Origin of the sequence: Myceligenerans indicum, from assembly GCF_016742955.1 — a bacterium.
Classification (GTDB): domain Bacteria; phylum Actinomycetota; class Actinomycetes; order Actinomycetales; family Cellulomonadaceae; genus Myceligenerans; species Myceligenerans indicum.
The window spans coordinates 61,788-79,943 of sequence record NZ_JABBYC010000012.1; the positions used below are offsets into that span (position 1 = coordinate 61,788).

The following is an 18,156-nucleotide window of genomic DNA, read 5'->3' on the forward strand; positions in this document are numbered from 1 at the left end:
CTCGTGCCCTCGCGGGCCCGGCCCCGGCCGTCATCACCCGCGAGCAGGCCCGGATCGCGTGACCCCGGCAGCCGGTGGTCCGGGCGACGGCGCGCGTGACGTAGGTTTCCCGTATGGCATCGCACTCTCCTGCCGGTGACGCCGCAGGCCTCGTCCAGGACCTGCCCCCGATCGACAGGGTCCGGGAACTGGTCGGGTCCTTCGGGGCGTACGGACGCGGACACCGGGAGGCGCTCGCGATGCTGGCGGACGGCACCACGCTGGCCGACGTCGTGCGGGCCACCGCCGTGCCGCGGCGGCTCGTGGAGCAGGTCGTCGCCGCCCTCGACGCAGACGTTCTCGCAGAGGGCGACACCCTGCGGATCCGCCCGGAGCGGGCGCAGGACTACCGCAGCCTGGCCGACACCGTGCAGCTCGCGGCCACCACCCTCGACCTGCCCGCCGGCGGCCGGCTCCGGGACGTTCCCGGGCTGCTGCGTGACATGGAGCAGATCGTCGCCGGCGCGCCCCGCCCCAAGAAGTCCCTCGACCACGTGCCCGCGACCCCGGAGACGACCGTCCGCCGCGCGCTCTGGATGGACGGCACCTACGACCTCGCCGGAGCCACGCTGCTGTGCGTCGGCGACCACGACCTCACCTCGATCGTCACCTGCCTGGCCAACCCCGCCGCACGCGCCGTCGTCGTCGACGTCGACGAGGACCTCCTCGCCTACATCGACCGCGTCGCCACCGAACACGGGCTGCGCATCGAGACCGCCTACGCGGACTTCCGGGTCGGTCTGCCCGCGATCGCACGGGGCACCGCCGATCTCGTCTTCACCGACCCGCCCTACACGCCCGACGGCGTCCGGCTGTTCCTCACCCGCGGCCTGCAGGGCCTCCGTGACCGCGAGCACGGACGCCTGCTGCTCGCCTACGGGTACGGCACCCACCATCCCGGGCTCGGGTTCGCCGTGCAGCAGGCGATCGGCGACCTGTCACTCGTCTACGAGGCGATCCTGCCGCACTTCAACCGCTACGACGGCGCCCAGGCCGTGGGAAGCGCGAGCGACCTGTACGTGTGCCGGCCCACGGCCCGCACCTGGAGGTCGCTCGCCCGGGTCACGACGAACGCCGTGAACATCTACACCCACGGCACGCAGTCGCTCGAGGCCGGCACCGGCACGCCGCCGGCCGAGGCCGCCACCGGCAGCGGGCCGGTGCAGGACGCCGTCCTGGCCGCCGGGCGCGGACCGGACGGGATCCCCGTCGCCGCCACGGCCCTCATCACCCGCCACCGCGACGGCGAGCCCCTGGCAGGACCCGGCACCGCGGGTATCACCGAACTCGCGCTGGAGGCACTGTTCGACGGTTCGGCGCAGGCATCGATCAAGGGCGCGAGGACGTCGGCGCTCGCGGCCGACCTGTCGGACGACCCGGGCACCTGGCTCTACCGCGTGCTGCTCGGTGTCACCGCGCGGCGCGTCGCGGTCGCGATCCCGAACAACCACCCGGACGTCGTCAGCCAGGCCGCCCAGACCGCCCTCCGCGACGACCTGGCGGGGAAGTGGCGGCTGACGTTCCGGCGCAGCACCCCCGATCCGGGGCACGCGATCCTGGTCGCGGACGACGCCGGGGCCGCGGCACCGGGGCGCGCGTCCGGCGGGCGACGTCCGGACGACGGGCGCGGCCCGACGGGCCAGGACGAGGCACCCCGCGGACAGGGGCACGGGGTCACGGCCGCGCAGGACCCGGTGGTCGTGGCACGCCGCCAGGTGCTCGGCGGATCCTCGCGGAAGCTCGGGACCGCCTGGCGGGACGCGCTGGTCAAGGCGGCCCGTGCGGCGGGCGGGACCCTGGGCAAGGAGCGGGCACGGGAGCTGGTCGCGACCGCGGCGGCGGACGGCGGGATCCGCGCCGCGACGCTCGCGCGCCCGCTCGTGTCGCTCCCGCGCCGGACGGTCCGCGAGGTGCTGGCCGTCGTCGTGGGCTCCGTCCCCGGCCCGGCCGCTCCCGTCGCCGGGGGCGAGGCGGACGCGCCCGGGCATCCGTCCACGTCCTGACGGGCAACGTCACAGCCCGCGAGACCACGACCGATGCCGCGCAGCAGGTAAGGTAGGAGAGCCGTCAGAACGGCCGCGGATCCAGAGCGCCCCGTGAATCGGTCCGGGAGCACCGCGCAACGACACGAATGGAGAGCCATGCCGCTCGACACCGCCACGAAGCAGCAGATCATCGCCGACTACGGGAAGACGCCGACGGACACCGGCTCCCCGGAGGTGCAGGTCGCCCTGCTGACGCAGCGCATCAGGGACCTCACCGAGCACCTCAAGTTCCACAAGCAGGACCACCACAGCCGCCGCGGACTGCTGCTCCTCGTGGGCCAGCGTCGTCGCCTGCTGGGCTATCTCCAGCGGGTCGACGTGAACCGCTACCGTGCGCTGATCGAGCGCCTCGGCCTGCGCCGTTGAGATGAGTCCCGAGTCCAGCCCGGTCCCTCCTGCAGGGGCCGGGCTGGTCTGGTGAGATAGGTACAACCACACAGCGCGCCGGCGCGGCCCGCGTCCGGTCCTCGGTAGTGGCCTCCCGAACAACGGTTCGGTGGGCCTCGATCGATGACCGCTACGGGAAGCGCGGCGCCGATCCGAAAAGGAGGGCACCCGTGGAGGGTCCCGAGATCCAGTTCGCCGAGGCCGTGATCGACAACGGTCGCTTCGGCACCCGCACCATCCGCTTCGAGACGGGCCGCCTGGCCAAGCAGGCCGCCGGCTCCGTCGCCGCATACCTCGACGGCGACACCATGCTGCTGTCGACCACCGCGGTCGGGAAGCACCCCAAGGACCAGTTCGACTTCTTCCCGCTCACGGTGGACGTCGAGGAGCGCATGTACGCCGCGGGCCGTATCCCCGGCTCGTTCTTCCGCCGTGAGGGCCGTCCGTCGACCGAGGCGATCCTGACCTGCCGCCTCACCGACCGCCCGCTGCGCCCGCTGTTCGTCAAGGGCCTGCGCAACGAGGTCCAGATCGTCATCACGGTCATGGCGCTGCACCCGGACGACGCGTACGACGTGCTCGCCATGAACGCCGCGTCCGCCTCGACGCAGGTGTCCGGCCTGCCGTTCTCCGGCCCCGCCGGAGCCGTGCGCGTCTCCCTGATCGACGGCCAGTGGGTCGCGTTCCCCAAGTATTCCGACAAGGAGCGCGCCGTCTTCGACATGGTCGTGGCCGGCCGTGTCGTCGGTGACGACGTCGCGATCGCCATGATCGAGGCCGAGGCCACCGACGACGCCATGAAGCTCATGCGCGAGGGCGCCACGGTCCCCACCGAGGAGGTCGTGGCCGAGGGCATCGAGGCCGCCAAGCCGTTCATCAAGGCGCTGTGCGAGGCGCAGTCCGCGCTCGCCGCGCAGTCCGCCAAGGAGACGCAGGAGTTCCCGCTCTTCCCGGACTACCAGGACGACGCGTACGCCGCCGTCGAGGGTGCCGTCACCGAGCCGCTGCGTGAGGCGCTGGGACGCGCGGACAAGCAGGACCGCGAGAGCCGCCTCGACGAGATCAAGGCCGGCCTGCTCGGCGACCTCGCGGGCGAGGGCGCGGCCTTCGAGGGCCGCGACAAGGAGCTGTCGGCCGCCTACCGGTCGCTGCAGAAGGCCCTCGTGCGCCAGCGCGTGCTGACCGACGGCGTCCGGATCGACGGCCGCGGGCTCGCGGACATCCGCACCCTGTCGGCCGAGGTCGAGGTGCTGCCCCGCGTGCACGGCTCTGCCCTGTTCGAGCGCGGCGAGACCCAGATCCTGGGTGTCACCACGCTGAACATGCTGCGCATGGAGCAGCAGATCGACTCGCTCGGTCCGGTCACGCGCAAGCGCTACATGCACAACTACAACTTCCCGCCGTACTCGACCGGTGAGACGGGCCGCGTGGGCAGCCCGAAGCGCCGCGAGATCGGTCACGGTGCGCTCGCCGAGCGTGCGCTGGTGCCGGTCCTGCCGAGCCGCGAGGAGTTCCCGTACGCGATCCGCCAGGTCTCCGAGGCGCTCGGGTCCAACGGCTCGACGTCGATGGGCTCGGTGTGTGCGAGCACGCTCTCGATGCTGAACGCCGGTGTGCCGCTGAAGGCCCCGGTCGCGGGTATCGCGATGGGCCTCGTCTCCGACACGGTCGACGGTGAGACCCGCTATGCGGCGATGACCGACATCCTCGGTGCCGAGGACGCCTTCGGCGACATGGACTTCAAGGTCGCCGGCACCGGCGAGTTCGTCACGGCCATCCAGCTCGACACCAAGCTGGACGGCATCCCGGCCTCGGTGCTCGCCGCGGCCCTGGGCCAGGCGCGCGACGCCCGCCTGACGATCCTGGACGTCATCGCCGAGGCCATCGACACGCCGGACGAGATGTCCCCGAACGCGCCGCGAGTCATCGCGATCACGGTGCCGACCGACAAGATCGGCGAGGTCATCGGGCCCAAGGGCAAGATGATCAACCAGATCCAGGAGGAGACGGGCGCCGACATCTCCATCGAGGACGACGGCACCGTCTACATCGGCGCGGTCGACGGCCCCTCGGCCGAGGCCGCCCGTGCGGCGATCAACGCGATCGCCAACCCGCACGTCCCCGAGGTGGGCGAGCGGTTCGTCGGGACCGTCGTCAAGACGACGTCGTTCGGCGCGTTCATCTCGCTGTCCCCGGGCAAGGACGGGCTGCTGCACATCAGCCAGATCCGCAAGCTCGTCGGCGGCAAGCGCATCGAGAACGTCGACGACGTCCTCTCCATCGGCCAGAAGGTCCAGGTCGAGATCGGTGAGATCGACCCGCGCGGCAAGCTCTCGCTGGTCGCCGTGACGGAGGAGGACGAGGCGTCCGGCTCCGAGGCACCCGAGGCGGCACCCGCCGGCGCGGACGCCTGAGATGCCCTGGCACCTGCCGCTCGCAGCCGCGGGCGAGCCCGGTGCCGACCTGACCGCCGGGCAGGACGGTGCGACGATCCGTCGCACCGTCCTGCCCGGCGGCGTTCGTGTGATCACCGAGCACATGCCGGGCCTGCGTTCGGTGACGGTGGGCGCATGGGTCGGCGTCGGGTCCCGCGACGAGACGGACGGCCATTTCGGCTCGACGCATTTCCTGGAGCATCTGCTGTTCAAGGGGACGCAGCGCCGCAGCGCGCTCGACATCGCCGAGTCCTTCGACGCCGTGGGCGGCGAGGCCAACGCGGCCACCGGCAAGGAGCACACCTGCTACTACGCACGCGTGCTCGACGCCGACCTGCCCATGGCGGTCGACGTCATCGGCGACATGGTCACCAGCGCGCGGCTTGACGCCGCCGAACTGGAGACCGAACGTGGCGTGATCCTGGAGGAGCTCGCCATGACCGACGACGATCCCGCGGACGTGGTGCACGAGGAGTTCTCGGCCGCCGTCCTCGGCTCGCATCCGCTGGGCAGGCCCATCGGCGGCACCGCCGACACGATCGGCATGGTGCCGCGGGACGCCGTCTGGAGCCACTACCGCGCCCACTACGAGCCGGGCACGCTGGTCGTTGCGGCGGCCGGCGGCGTCGACCACGACGAGCTGTGCGACCTGGTGGTGCACGCCCTGACCGCCGGCGGCTGGGCGCTGGAGGAGGCGGTCGCGCCTCGCGACCGGCGGGACCCGACCCCGCAGACCGTCGGCATCCCCACCCGCGGCACGATCCGCACGGTCGAGCGGAAGGTGGAGCAGGCCAACATCATCGTCGGCGGTACGGGACTCGCGGCGACCGACGACCGGCGCTTCGCGCTCTCGGTGATGAACGCGGTGCTGGGCGGGGGCATGTCCTCGCGGCTCTTCCAGGAGATCCGGGAGAAGCGGGGGCTGGCGTACACGACCTACTCCTTCGCTGCGGGGCACGGCGGGCTCGGCACCTTCGGCCTGTACGCCGGGTGCGCCCCGGCGAAGGCCGAGCAGGTGGAGCGGCTGTTGGTGGCCGAGCTGGAGCGGCTGGCCGGCGACGGCATCACCGAGGCGGAGCTGATCCGTTCGGTGGGCCAGCTGCGCGGGTCGCTCGTGCTGGGACTGGAGGACTCCGGCTCCCGGATGAGCCGGCTGGGACGGGCCGAGCTGGTGTATGGCGAGCTCTACTCGCTGGAGGAGTCGCTGGACCGGATCCGGGCGGTGACGCTTGCGGACGTGCAGAGCCTCGCCCAGGATCTGGCCTCCCGCCCGCGCTCGGTCGTCCGTGTGGGACCGTTCGCGGCATCGTGACTCCTCGCGCGGGACACGGGCCCGGCCCCGGTCGGGCGGTGGCCCCGCGCTCACGGAGGGAAGAGGAAGGGAAGCGAGTGACTGAGATCAAGGTGGCCGTGCTCGGTGCGGCCGGGCGGATGGGGACGCAGACCTGCGCGGCCGTCGAGGCCGCGGAAGGGCTGTCGCTCGTCGCGAAGCTGGACAAGGGTGACCCGATCACCACCGGGTCGCTGTCCGGTGCCGAGGTCGTCGTGGACTTCACGGTGCCCTCGGCCGCCGAGGCGAACGTGCACGCGGTGCTCGACGCCGGCGCGCACGCCGTGGTGGGCACGACGGGCTGGGACGACGCGTCGCGGGGGCGCGTCGCCGACCACCTCGACCGGATCAACGCCGGCAGGTCCGACGGAGGCCTCGGCGTGCTCATCGCACCGAACTTCGGGCTGTCCGCGGTGCTCGCGATGACGCTGGCGGCGAAGGCCGCGCGCTTCTTCGAGTCGGCCGAGGTCATCGAGTTGCATCACCCGGACAAGGTGGACGCGCCGTCGGGCACCGCCCGGCACACGGCCGCCGCCGTGTCGGCGGCCCGTGCCAAGGCCGGCCTGCCCGCGTCCCCGGACGCGACGGAGACGGGGTGGGACGCCCGCGGCGCCGACGTCGACGGTGTCCGGGTGCACGCGGTGCGGCTGCGGGGCCTCGTGGCGCACGAGGAGGTGCTGCTGGGCAATCCTGGTGAGCAGCTCGTCATCCGGCAGGACTCCTTCGATCGCTCCTCCTTCATGCCCGGAGTGCTCGTGGCCGTGCGAGCCGTGGTGGGCCGTCCGGGCCTGACCGTGGGTCTCGAGCACGTGCTGGACCTGACGTGAGCGACACCGCGCACTCCCGGCGCCGGCTTCCGCGAGGGCTGGTGGGTGCGCTGGCCGTCACCGCGCTTCTGGCGCTGTACGTCTGGGCGGTGGCCGGGCGCGGAGTCGTGATGATCGGTACCGGCGAGCCGGTGCTGATCGGTATCGGTGTGGCGGTGCTGGTGCTGCCCCTGCTGGTGCTCGCGTTCATCGCACGGGAATTCTGGCTGGCCGCCCGCGTGCAGGCGATGGCCGACACGCTTGCCGCCGACGGCGACCTGCCTGCCGACGACCTGCCGCGCTCGCCGGGCGGCCGGATCGACCGCGCGGCCGCCGACGAGGCCTTCGCGGACCGTCGCGCGGCGGTCGAGGCGGATCCCGGCAACTGGCGGGTCTGGTATCACCTGGCGTTCGCCTACGACGCGGCCGGCGACCGCCGGCGGGCACGCGCCACACTGCGCAAGGCCGTGGCCCTCTACGCCGCGCCGCCCAGGGACGTCCAGCAGTAGAGGTAGCGGCCGTCGGCGACGACTCGCGTCGCGAGCTCGGCCAGCAGCAGCACGGCCGGTGTGATCCGGTGCGCGGGTGCCGGCGGCTCGGTCTCGCGGACCCAGGTCCGGGTCACCCGCGCGAGGCGGGCCGGGGCGACGGAGGCCAGGTCCTTGGTGAGCTCGTCCGAGACCGTCACGATCCAGGGGCCCTCGTCACCCGTGCTTCCCACCAGTGCGCCGTGCCGGGGGTTCGCGGTGATCTCGCCGTAGGGCCTGCCGGACAGGGCCTGCGCCAGCCCCGCGAGCATGACGAACGGGTCGACCGACGGTAGCGCGACGGAGTCGAAGCGTGGCAGGCTTGGGTCCTCGGAGGCGGACGGGCCGCCGGGCATCCTCAGGGCCGTCATGGCGGCCCCATCGGTCGGCGCCGCGAAGTAGTCCGTCACGATCCCCATGCCGGTGATGGTGACAAGCGCATGTCACAGGGGTGTCACGTGCCGGTGAACCTTGAGGTTCACCGTTCGCGCCGCCGTCTCAGATCGAGGCGCTCCACCGGCGCTCGACGACGTTCCGGGGCCCGGTCGCCAGGGTTCGCTCGGTCCCGTCGGCCCCGAGGCCGCAGTCGGCCAGGAACCGCTCGCGTGCGGTGTCCCCGTCCAGCACCCAGGTGGTCACCTCCCGCGCCCCGTCGGCCCGCAAGCGGTCCACGGCGGCCGCGAGCAGGCGCGAACCGTGCCCGGCGCGCCGGTGGGCCGGCGCGACCTCGAGTGACATCACCTGTCCGGGTGCGACGGCGGCGAAGCCGACCAGGTCCGGGCCGTCGAGGGCGACCAGGACCGCGAACCCGGGCCCCGGGGCGGTCTCGATCGCGGCCTTCCAGCGCTCCCGCATGAGCTCGGCGTCGAGGCGTTCCATGACGTCCTCGCCGAGGGCGGTGTCGTGCGTCGCACGCCACGCCCCGAGCTGGATCGCGGTCACCGCCGCCTCGTCGCCCGGCACGGCGGGCCGGACGGAGACGTCGGCGAGGTCGCGGAACAGCGTCATGCGGGGCACTCTATGCCACGCGCCGCTTGCGAGTCTGCGTATCGTTGGTGCTGTCGGAAATGTGAGACGGAGGATCAGATGGTGGCCACGGCGGATCTGTACGACGAACGCGGCGAGGAGCTTGCCTCCCTGCCGCTCCAGCTGCGCGACCTCGGTGGCGTCACCGAGTTCTCGGGACCGGTGCGCACGGTCAAGTGCTTCGAGGACAACGCCCTGGTCAAGGCGGTGTGCGCGACTCCTGGTGAGGGCGCGGTGCTGGTGGTGGACGGGGGCGGCTCGCTGCGGTCGGCACTGATGGGGGACCTCATCGCCGCGTCGGCGGTGGAGCACGGATGGGCGGGAGCGATCATCCACGGAGCGATCCGGGACTCCGTCGCCATCGGGAACCTGGGTTTCGGGGTGAAGGCGCTGGGCACCAACCCGCGCAAGTCCGCGAAGGCCGGCGCCGGCGTCACGGACCAGCCCGTGGAGATCGGCGGCGTCGTCTTCCGTCCGGGCGCCATGGTGTGGGCGGACGAGGACGGCGTGCTCGTGGAGCGTTGACGGGGCGGTCGGGCGCCGGTGAAGGGCGCAGCCGAGGGCCTTCGGGCGGTACGGTATCCTCATGGTTCTTCCCAGCACGTCGGCGCGCCCGTTCGGCGCCGTTCTCACCGCGATGGTCACCCCGATGACGCCGGACGGCGCGATCGATCTGCAGGCCTCGGTGAAGCTGGCGAAGAAACTCGTCGACGACGGGAACGACGGCCTGGTCCTGTCGGGAACCACCGGGGAGTCCCCGGTGACGCACGCGCCCGAGAAGGCTGAGCTCGTGGCAGCCGTGACGGATGCCGTGGGAGACCGCGCCGCCGTCCTGGCCGGCGCCGGCTCGAACGACACGGCGCACGCGGTCCGGATGGCCGAGCAGGCCGCAGAAGCCGGCGCGGACGGACTCCTGGTGGTATCCCCGTACTACTCCCGGCCGACGCAGGAAGGGTTGTACCGGCACTTCGTCGCGGTCGCCGACGCCACGGACCTGCCGGTGATGCTCTACGACATCCCCGGGCGCGCGGGGGTGCGGATCGCACCGGAGACCTTCGTGAAGATCTCCGAGCACCCCCGGATCGTCGCGAACAAGGACGCCACCGGCGACGTGTGGTCCGCCGCACAGCTGATCGAGGCCACCGGTCTCGCCTGGTACTCGGGCGACGACGGCCTGCTCCTGCCGTTCCTCAGCGTGGGCGGCGCGGGCATCGTGTCCGTGTCGGCGCACGTCGTGGCCGCGCAGTATGCCGAGGTCGTGCGCAGGTGGGATGCCGGTGACCACGCCGGCGCCCTGGCCACGTTCCGCCAGGTGATGCCGGTCATCGGCGCGCTCAACGGGGCGGGCGCGCAGGCCGTGATGGCCAAGGCGGCGCTGCAGGCCCAGGGTGTGCTGGAACACCGCACGCTGCGGCTCCCGAACGTGGCCGCCAGCGACCACGAGGTCGCCACGCTGCGTGCGGTCCTGACCGCCGCCGGACTGCTCCCGCAGAGCGCGACCCCCATGTCGCCGCCGGAGCTCCCGGAAGAGGCGACGGCCATCGTCGGGCATCCCGCGATAGTCACGCCCCGCTGAAATCTTGAGACTTTGTCAGAACGAGGCCTGGAGGCCCATTGAGTCACCCACATCCTGAGTTGCCCCTGCCCCCCGAGCTGCCGAAGGGCGGGCTACGAGTCGTCGCCCTCGGCGGGCTCGGCGAGGTGGGCCGCAACATGGCCGTCCTCGAGTACGAGGGCCGCCTGCTCGTCATCGACTGCGGTGTCCTCTTCCCCGAGGACAACCAGCCCGGCGTGGACCTGATCCTGCCGGACTTCGAGTACATCGCCGACCGCCTCGACGACATCGAGGCGATCGTGCTGACCCACGGTCACGAGGACCACATCGGCGCCGTGCCGTATCTGCTGCGGCTGCGGCGCGACATCCCACTCGTCGGTTCCAAGCTGACGCTCGGCTTCATCGAGGCGAAGCTCAAGGAGCACCGCATCAAGCCCGTCACCCGTGAGGTGAAGGAAGGGCAGCGCGCGCAGCTCGGCGTGTTCGACTGCGAGTTCGTCGCCGTGAACCACTCCATCCCCGACGCGCTCGCCGTCGCCGTCACCACCGGGGCGGGAACCGTCCTGCACACGGGTGACTTCAAGATGGACCAGCTCCCGATGGACGGGCGCGTCACCGACCTGCGTGCCTTCGCCCGGCTGGGGGAGAAGGGCGTCGACCTCTTCATGGTCGACTCCACGAACGCCGAGGTGCCGGGCTTCGTCACGCCCGAGGTCGAGATCGGCCCCGTGCTCGACGGCGTGTTCGCGCAGGCGGACAAGCGGATCATCGTGGCGTCGTTCTCGTCGCACGTGCACCGTGTGCAGCAGGTCCTGAACGCCGCGCACGCCCACGGCCGCCGGGTCGCGTTCGTGGGCCGGTCGATGGTGCGCAACATGGGCATCGCGTCAGAGCTCGGCTACCTCGACGTGCCGCCGGGCGTCCTGATCGACGTGAAGAAGGCGGACAGCCTGCCCGACGACAAGATCGTCTACATGTCGACCGGGTCGCAGGGTGAGCCGATGGCGGCCCTGAGCCGCATGGCGAACGGTGACCACCGGGTGCAGGTGACCAACGGAGACACGGTCATCCTCGCCTCGTCCCTGATCCCGGGCAACGAGAACGCGGTGTTCCGCGTCATCAACGGGCTCACCCGTCTCGGTGCCCGCGTGGTGCACTCGGCCAACGCCAAGGTCCACGTGTCCGGACACGCCAGCGCCGGCGAGCTCATGTACTGCTACAACATCCTCAAGCCGCGGAACGTCATGCCCGTGCACGGCGAGGTGCGCCACCTCGTGGCGAACGGCTCCATCGCGGTCAAGACCGGTGTTCCGGCCGACCGCGTCGTGCTGGCGGAGGACGGCGTCGTCGTCGACCTCGTGGACGGCAGGGCGTCGGTCGTGGGGGCAGTTCCCTGCGGCTACGTGTTCGTCGACGGCTCCTCGGTGGGTGAGATCGGCGACGCCGAGCTCAAGGACCGCCGGATCCTCAGCGAGGAAGGGTTCGTCTCCGTGTACGCCGCGGTGGACACGGCGACCGGCAAGGTGCTCGCGGGCCCGCAGATCCTGGCCCGGGGCATGGCCGAGGACCTCGCGGTCTTCGACAACGTCCTGCCGGAGATCACCAACGCACTGGAGACGGCGATCGCCGGTGGCGCCACCGACACGCACCAGCTGCAGCAGATCATGCGGCGCACGGTGGGCCGCTTCGTGGCGACGAAGCTTCGGCGCAAGCCGATGATCGTCCCGGTGGTCGTGGAGGCCTGACCGGGCGGTTCCGGAGAACGTGGCGGGCGGTCGGCCCGCCCGGGCGGATCACGCGGTGTGCACCGTGGACGGCTCGGGCGGCCGGCCGCCTTCCGTATGGCGGCGTCAGGATCCGATGCCGCCGCGTCAGGGCGGTGCCGTCTGGGAATCGGCTGTGTCCCGATTGTGACCACCTTCGGCCGGTATTTCCCTGTTCTGAGTGGTGTGCGGGCGCTAGCTTCGGTGGGTTCATTCGCGCCCCGTCAGGAGATCAGGACGTGTCCCAGCACCGCCCGCACCCGCCGTCGGCGGATCCCGCTCGCCCGGGTCCCGAGCACGCAGCCCGCGACGCCGAAGCCGCGCCGTTCGCGCCTCCCGCGGCGCAGTCAGGCCCGCCTCCGTACGCACCCGGGCCCTCGGCCCCCTACGCGGCGGCTCCCTCCCCGTACATGCCGTCACCCCGTCCGCCCACGCCGCGTGGCTATCCCGTCAGGCGTCCCCCGGTGCCCTCGGGGGTGGCGGCCGGCGCGATCGGCGTCGCGATCGCCTACGCGGTCCTGCGCGTCGTGCTCGCGCTGCTGTCGTTGCCGGCGGCCTCCGTCTGGAGCGATGCGGCCGAGCAGGGGATCGCGTACGAGGACGTCGAGCTCGTGGCCTACGACTGGGTCGTCGTGCTCCTGGTACCGCTGACGCTCGCCACCTACGTCGTCGGGTGTCTTTGGCTGTACCAGAGCCGGACGTTCGCCGACGCGGTCAACCCGGCCTACCACCACCGCCTCCGGCCGGTCTGGGCGTGGATCTCGTGGTTCATTCCCGTGGTCGCGCTGTGGTTCCCGTACCTCGTGGTCGCCGATGTCCGCCGGGCGACGGCTCGCAACCGCCTCATGGCGGGCATGGGCCTCTGGTGGGCCTGCTGGCTGGTTCCGGGGGTGTGCGACCAGATCACGACCCAGCTCACCGGCGGATGGCTGGGCACCCTGCCGCTGACGCCTGCCGTCGCGGCCTATCCGCTGTTCGAGTGGCTCGCCGCGCTTCTCGTGTGCGTCGGCTGCTGGCTCTGGGTCGCCATGATCCGCGAACTCACCGCGGCTCAGCGGGAATGGGAGATCACGCCGGTCGCGTGAGCCAAGGCCGGAACGGGGTGTCGGGCGCAGCCCGCTGCTCCGCGGGTCAGTCCGCGGCCAGCAGCGGGCCCAGTACTCCCATCGTCTCGGCGTACCGGCGCGCCCGGGTCTCGGGGTCTCCCTCGAGCCGTCCGGCCAGTTCCAGCGAGACGAGCCCGTGCGCCAGCCCCCACAGGCCGATCGCCACGGCTTCCACGCGCTCGTAGGCGGCCTCGGGCAAGGCACGCGCGACGGCGTCCCGCAGGACGTCGAAGGTGTTGCGCTCCGTCGAGCTGCCGCCCCCCTCCTCGGGGCCGGTGCGGCCGGACGGGTGAGGAGCTTCGGCCGTGTCGTGCTCCGGCTCGACGACGCGGTCGAACATGACCCGGTAGAAGTGCGGGTCCGCCAGTGCCGAGGCGCGGTAGGCCCGCCCGAGGGCGCGCAGGTCCTCCAGCGGGTCCTCGGTGTGCGCGACGGCGGCGAGGTGCTCCCCGAACCGCCGGAAGCCCTCGACGGTCACGGCGGTGAGGAGCTTCTCGCGCGACCCGAACAGCGCGTAGACGGCGGACGGGCTCGTGCCCGCCTCGGCGGCGACCGAGCGCACGGTGACCCCTGCCTCGCCGCGCTCCGAGGTGGTCCGTGAGGCCACCTCGAGCAGGCGGGTGCGGAGAGCGTCGTCGTGAGTTCGGGGGCGAGCCATGTCCAGAGTGTAGGAGCCCCGGCCGAAGTTTGCGAACGCCGTTTTATAACGGTGTTCCGGAGACCTCGTCGACGCGACGGGCGATCCGGGCGCCGCCCGTCGCGTCGAACGGTCACGGGCGGGCCGGACCCTCCCGCCCGGCCTCGGACCGGATCCACCCGCAGTACCCGCGAGGCCAGTCGCCTTCAGGCGTTTCCGGATAGGCTCGCTCGACGTCCTGGGCCAGGGAAACGGCTCGGTCCGTGCCACCGGTCACCAGCGCGAGTTCTCCGGCCAGCAGTGCGGTGCGGGCCCACAGGTCGAGCACCGTCGCAGGTGACGGCTCGGCCCCCTCATGGTGCTCGCCACCGTGCTCGACGCTGCGCCGGCCTTCGGCCTCGCCGTCCCGCATCGCACGGGCGAGAACCTCGGCCCGATCCGCGCGTGTGACGGCCAGTTCGAGAGCGCCGGGGAAGAGGCCCGTGCTTCTGCCGTCGGCCGTGTCGTCGTGGGTCACGAGACGCGCGTGCTGGAACAGCGTCTCGGCGAGGACGCCCGTGCCGAGGTCCGCCGTGTGCTCCTCGCAGACGCGCGTGGCGTCGAGCATCAGGTGCGAGGCCTGCTCGATGTCGTCCGCACGGATCAGCCAGGCATGGGCGCGCAGCGACCGGACGTGCTCGTCGGTCTGTCCCACGGACTCCCAGAGCGTGGTGGCCCTCCGGTAGGCGGCGGCAGCTTCCGAGAGCCGTCCGGCTCTGCCGAGAGCGTCGGCGGCCTGGCGCGCGAGCTGGGCGTGGCGCTCCTGGTCGTCCCAGGTCTCCGTGAGCTGCGTGGCGGCGAGGTACTCGCGTGCGGCGTCGGCGTGGGCGCCTCGCTCCGCGTGACAGTCGCCGAGCCATTGATGGGCAGAGGCCACCATCTCCTCACCGTGCCGTGCGGCGTCGAGATCCGGGATCGCCTGCTCCAGCACCGGCGCGGCCTCGGACGAGCGCTGCTGTTGCAGCAGCAGGGCCGCGAGGCGGCACCGCGCCGCGGCAGCGAGGGTCGTGTCGTCCAGGTCGGCCAGCGCGACGCTCTCGAACGCGTGATGGGTCGCGGGGGCGAGTTCACCGGACCGGTGCAGGACCGTGCTCAGGTTCAGGTGCATCGCGGCGCGCCAGCCGACGGACGCGGTGGTCCCGGCGTGATCGAGAGCCTCCGTGAGGGCGGAGCGCATCCCGTTCAGGTCGTCCTCGGCGACCGCCTTCTCCAGCCGTCCCAGTGCCTGTGACACCTCGCCGGGGATGTCTCCCTTCTCCGTCTCACCCTGTGGGCCTGCGGTGACGTCCGGCTGCTGCGGCCCGCCGGCCTCCTCGGTCGTGACGCCGCCGGGGGAGGCGCCTTCGGGGGAGACCTCGTCGGGCAGGACGGAGCGAAGGCCCAGCCGGAGCCGGGCGACGAGCGGGCGCCTCGCCAGGCTCTCGCGCATCCGGTCCCCGACCGCGGACGTCCCGTTCCGCTCGTCGAACAGGGCCGCGAGCCGCGACGCCTCGGACCGGGCGTGCTCCGAGAGTTCCTGCGCGGTCCACGAGCGCCCTCGCGGCCCGGGGACGAGCAGATCGCCTCGGCCGAGCGCGATCAGTCGCTCCATCAGGACGGCGGTGGTGGTGAAGACGTCCATGCGGGTGTCGGCCGTGTCGGCCTCGAAGCGTGCGGGCCGCTCCGCGAGGAGCTCGAGGGCGCGCGCCTCGTTCCCCGTCAGCGTGCAGAACTCGATGTGCAGCATCGCCGTCGAGACGAGCTTCTCGGAATCGCGGATCATGCCGTAGCCACGCAGGTGGTTGGCGCGGGCTTCATCGATCCGGCCCTCGCGGACCAAGGGCAGCAGCGACTTGGCGAGAATCCGATGGGGCTCCTCGGCGCAGGTCAGGTCCCCTGCGAGGACCGGCGCCCAGGCCCGCAGCGCGGCCGCGTCGTCCCCGCAGTCGAGGCGCCAGTCCCCTTCGTCGGAGACCTCGCAGGCCTGACAGTCGGACATCTGGTCGCGCTCGGCCGCGAGCCACGCGTCGAAGACGCGCTGCGCCCGGTCCTTGTCGCCGATGTGCGACGCCACGGCGAACTCGTATGCCAGCGGTGCCCGTGGGGTGTGGCCGGCCGCGCGATAGCGTCTGTCCATCTGGGCCAGCCAGTCCTCGATGGCGCGCAGCGGCACCCCAGGGATCTTGAGCATGTCGCTGGTGGCCCATTTGAACGCCCAGAAGAACGCGTGGGTGTCCCAGTCGTCGAACCAGCCCGGGTTCTCGTCCCAGAGCCGCACCAGGGTGGCGAACGGGACGAGCATCCTTTCCGGCTCGTCGGTGTTGTAGTGCGACCGGATGAGGTGGACAAGGGCCTCGACGTGCGCCTGCTCACCGATCGCGGCCGCACGTTCGGCGATCTCCTCGGCGGCCACCACCTGTGCCGAGCCTCCCGGGCGGTCCTGGTTCTCGTGGATCGCGGCACGCAGCGTAGCGTTGTCCACGATGGCGTCCATGCTGGTCATCGGTCTCCCTCCTCGGAGGTAGAGGGCTTGCCCGTCGAGTCCGGCGTGTTCGGCGGCGACCCGGGCGCCGCCCGTTCGAGCAGCCCCGCGAAGGCACGATTGACCAGCGCCTGGTCGACGGGGCGCAGGGGCCGGCGTGCCTGGAGCAGCGCCTGACCGTACAGGGCCTCGGTCGCGACCCCGGCGAGCTCGGGGTCGGTGAGCTCCATGACGCGACGCGCGAGGGGATTGAGGTGGTTCAGGACCAGTTGCGAGCGTGGACGAGTCTCGTGCAGGGAACTCAGGATCCCGGACCAGAGCTCGTCCGCCTGGACCTCCGCGTCGGCGCGCCGGCGCTCGTGGCGGGCCGCGCGGTCGTCGAGATGGAGCGCGGGAATCGACGACGGGTGAAACTCCCGGACGGCGACGTCGCAGTCGAGCGGGTCGAGCTGCCCGCGCGCGACCGAGAGGAACGCGGCCATGGCCAGTTCCTGCGCCGGGTCCACCGTGTCCAGGCGGACGGCGACCGCGTTCGAGTCGAGCTCGGACACCGTGATGCCGGGCCGGATCTCCGGCAGCCTGGCCACCAGATCGGCGTCGTACGTGTATCCGCCGTTGACCACCGTCATGCCCTGCGCCGTGGCGACGGCGGAGACCTGTCGGAACTCGTCGACCGTTCTGGTGAAGTGCAGCGTCGACGTGCGCCGGGCCACCTCGTCGAGGGACAGCTCGCCGTCCGTCGTCTCGAACGGGAGCCAGGGCAACATGGTCCGCAACACCTCCTCGTCGTGCAGGGCCAGGGCCTTGACGCCCAGGTGGTGCACGCCGATGAGGCGCCGGAGGCGTTCGGGCGAGTCCACGGCGAGCTGGGCGAGCCATTGCCGGATCCGTTCTCCCAGGGCCTCCCTGACCGCCGACAGCGTCTCGTCCTCGTACAGCGCCTCCCGGCTCGCCGTCGGGCGCAGGCTGTCCGTGTCCAGGACGCAGCGGACGAAGAACGCCCAGTCCGGAAGCAGCCCCTCCGCGGTGTCGGTGAGGAGCATTCGCTTGAGGTAGACCCTGTGCCCGCCACGCTGGGCCGGGCTCACCTGCCCGGGCACGACATAGGCGACGCCACGGATCCCCACCAGGGGCAGGTCGAGCTCGACGCAGTCCAGCGGCGTGAAGCCGAGGGCCTCCTGACCGGCCGTGACCAGTGCGCTGCGCCGGGAGACGGGGCCGGAGTGCTCCACCTCCCACGGCGCCGGCCGGCCGGTGATCGGGTCGCCGTTGACCGCGATGGCGTAGGGGAGCAGGGCGCCGAACTCCGTGGCGAGGCCCGACACGGTGTCCGGGACGAACCACTGCTCGCAGCCGTGACGGGCATCGAGGCGCACAGTGGTCCCGGGCGCCGGGGTGCCGGTCGCGGACTCGTACTCGGCGGGCGTCAGCTGCCGGACCGTGTAGGAGCCGTCGGCCCGGGCGACCCACTCGACGGGTTCCGCTCCGGCGCCGGACGCGGACCGGCTCACGACACGGATGGTGTCGGCGACGACGAAGCATGCGAGCAGTCCGATGCCGAACTGGCCGAGGAAGTCCCTGCGCGCAGATTCGAGGTCGTTCCGTTTCGAGCTACGGCCGATGGTTGCGAGCAGGCGGTGCACCTCAGGTTCCGTCAGACCGATGCCGGAGTCCGTCAGGGTGATCGAGGTGCCGTCGGCGGTGATGCCCACCGTGCCGGGACATGTGGGGTCGGAGGCGCGGCGCGCGGTGATCGCGTCGACGGCGTTCTGGAGGAGTTCGCGGACATAGACGCGCGGGCTCGCATAGAGATGCTGGGACAGCAGGTCGACGAGCCCGTGCAGGTCGACCTGGAAAGCATGCGACGTGGTGGGGGTCTTCTCGGATGTCATGGTGGCGCGATGGTAGCGAGAGGTACCGACACGGTCGGACCGCGTGGCCGGTCCGGCCGTGCCCGGCGTTGCGGTGGGGCCCGGCGCGGCAGGAACCGGACACACCGG

At 72.1% G+C, this 18,156-nt stretch carries 15 protein-coding genes; 10 read left to right on the plus strand and 5 right to left on the minus strand.

Annotated features, from left to right (window positions below; translation table 11 throughout):
• Positions 1-113 precede the first annotated feature (113 nt).
• The 6 genes from HGK34_RS09490 to HGK34_RS09515 all read left to right on the plus strand — a co-directional run bounded on the left by HGK34_RS09490 (position 114) and on the right by HGK34_RS09515 (position 7,551).
• Positions 114-2,042 carry a bis-aminopropyl spermidine synthase family protein gene (locus HGK34_RS09490; protein ID WP_201846507.1) on the plus strand — a complete coding sequence of 643 codons (1,929 nt, stop codon included), beginning with the start codon at positions 114-116 and terminating at the stop codon, positions 2,040-2,042.
• Between the two features lie 138 nt (positions 2,043-2,180).
• Positions 2,181-2,450, plus strand: a complete 270-nt coding sequence (rpsO, locus tag HGK34_RS09495) for a 30S ribosomal protein S15 (protein WP_201846514.1) — start codon at positions 2,181-2,183, stop codon at positions 2,448-2,450.
• A 191-nt stretch (positions 2,451-2,641) separates the two neighbouring features.
• Positions 2,642-4,885: a polyribonucleotide nucleotidyltransferase gene (locus HGK34_RS09500; RefSeq protein ID WP_201846516.1), complete on the plus strand. Its 2,244-nt coding sequence runs from the start codon at positions 2,642-2,644 to the stop codon at positions 4,883-4,885.
• A gap of 1 nt (position 4,886) precedes the next feature.
• On the plus strand, positions 4,887-6,218 hold the full coding sequence (locus tag HGK34_RS09505) for a M16 family metallopeptidase (RefSeq protein ID WP_201846517.1): 1,332 nt from the start codon (positions 4,887-4,889) through the stop codon (positions 6,216-6,218).
• Between the two features lie 77 nt (positions 6,219-6,295).
• Positions 6,296-7,063 (plus strand): 4-hydroxy-tetrahydrodipicolinate reductase, encoded by a 768-nt coding sequence (gene dapB, locus HGK34_RS09510; protein WP_201846519.1) that lies wholly within the window; start codon positions 6,296-6,298, stop codon positions 7,061-7,063.
• Positions 7,060-7,551: a tetratricopeptide repeat protein gene (locus tag HGK34_RS09515; protein ID WP_201846521.1), complete on the plus strand. Its 492-nt coding sequence runs from the start codon at positions 7,060-7,062 to the stop codon at positions 7,549-7,551. Before dapB ends, HGK34_RS09515 begins: the two co-directional genes overlap by 4 nt.
• On the opposite strand, the gene HGK34_RS09520 is transcribed toward HGK34_RS09515, so the two are convergent.
• Together HGK34_RS09520 and HGK34_RS09525 are read right to left on the minus strand one after the other, a co-directional pair.
• Positions 7,518-7,988 (minus strand): hypothetical protein, encoded by a 471-nt coding sequence (locus HGK34_RS09520; RefSeq protein ID WP_201846523.1) that lies wholly within the window; start codon positions 7,986-7,988, stop codon positions 7,518-7,520. The genes HGK34_RS09515 and HGK34_RS09520 overlap by 34 nt on opposite strands.
• 79 nt (positions 7,989-8,067) lie before the next feature.
• The gene (locus HGK34_RS09525; protein WP_201846526.1) at positions 8,068-8,577 is read right to left on the minus strand and encodes a GNAT family N-acetyltransferase; all 510 of its coding nucleotides are present in this window, start codon (positions 8,575-8,577) and stop codon (positions 8,068-8,070) included.
• 78 nt (positions 8,578-8,655) lie between these two features.
• Here HGK34_RS09525 and rraA point away from each other — a divergent pair, with 78 nt between their 5' ends.
• From rraA to HGK34_RS09545, 4 genes are all read left to right on the plus strand, one after another.
• On the plus strand, positions 8,656-9,120 hold the full coding sequence (rraA, locus tag HGK34_RS09530) for a ribonuclease E activity regulator RraA (RefSeq protein ID WP_201846528.1): 465 nt from the start codon (positions 8,656-8,658) through the stop codon (positions 9,118-9,120).
• A gap of 61 nt (positions 9,121-9,181) precedes the next feature.
• Positions 9,182-10,171, plus strand: a complete 990-nt coding sequence (dapA, locus tag HGK34_RS09535; protein WP_201846530.1) for a 4-hydroxy-tetrahydrodipicolinate synthase — start codon at positions 9,182-9,184, stop codon at positions 10,169-10,171.
• Between the two features lie 38 nt (positions 10,172-10,209).
• Positions 10,210-11,895, plus strand: coding sequence for a ribonuclease J (locus tag HGK34_RS09540; RefSeq protein WP_201846532.1), 1,686 nt, complete (start codon positions 10,210-10,212; stop codon positions 11,893-11,895).
• A 482-nt stretch (positions 11,896-12,377) separates the two neighbouring features.
• Complete coding sequence (locus tag HGK34_RS09545) at positions 12,378-12,998, plus strand: DUF4328 domain-containing protein (RefSeq protein WP_201846533.1); 621 nt, start codon at positions 12,378-12,380, stop codon at positions 12,996-12,998.
• 46 nt (positions 12,999-13,044) lie between these two features.
• On the opposite strand, the gene HGK34_RS09550 is transcribed toward HGK34_RS09545, so the two are convergent.
• From HGK34_RS09550 to HGK34_RS09560, 3 genes are all read right to left on the minus strand, one after another.
• Positions 13,045-13,677: a TetR/AcrR family transcriptional regulator gene (locus HGK34_RS09550; RefSeq protein WP_201846535.1), complete on the minus strand. Its 633-nt coding sequence runs from the start codon at positions 13,675-13,677 to the stop codon at positions 13,045-13,047.
• A 112-nt stretch (positions 13,678-13,789) separates the two neighbouring features.
• Complete coding sequence (locus HGK34_RS09555) at positions 13,790-16,177, minus strand: ATP-binding protein (protein ID WP_201846537.1); 2,388 nt, start codon at positions 16,175-16,177, stop codon at positions 13,790-13,792.
• Positions 16,174-18,048, minus strand: a complete 1,875-nt coding sequence (locus tag HGK34_RS09560; RefSeq protein WP_201846540.1) for an HSP90 family protein — start codon at positions 18,046-18,048, stop codon at positions 16,174-16,176. Before HGK34_RS09560 ends, HGK34_RS09555 begins: the two co-directional genes overlap by 4 nt.
• Positions 18,049-18,156 lie beyond the last annotated feature (108 nt).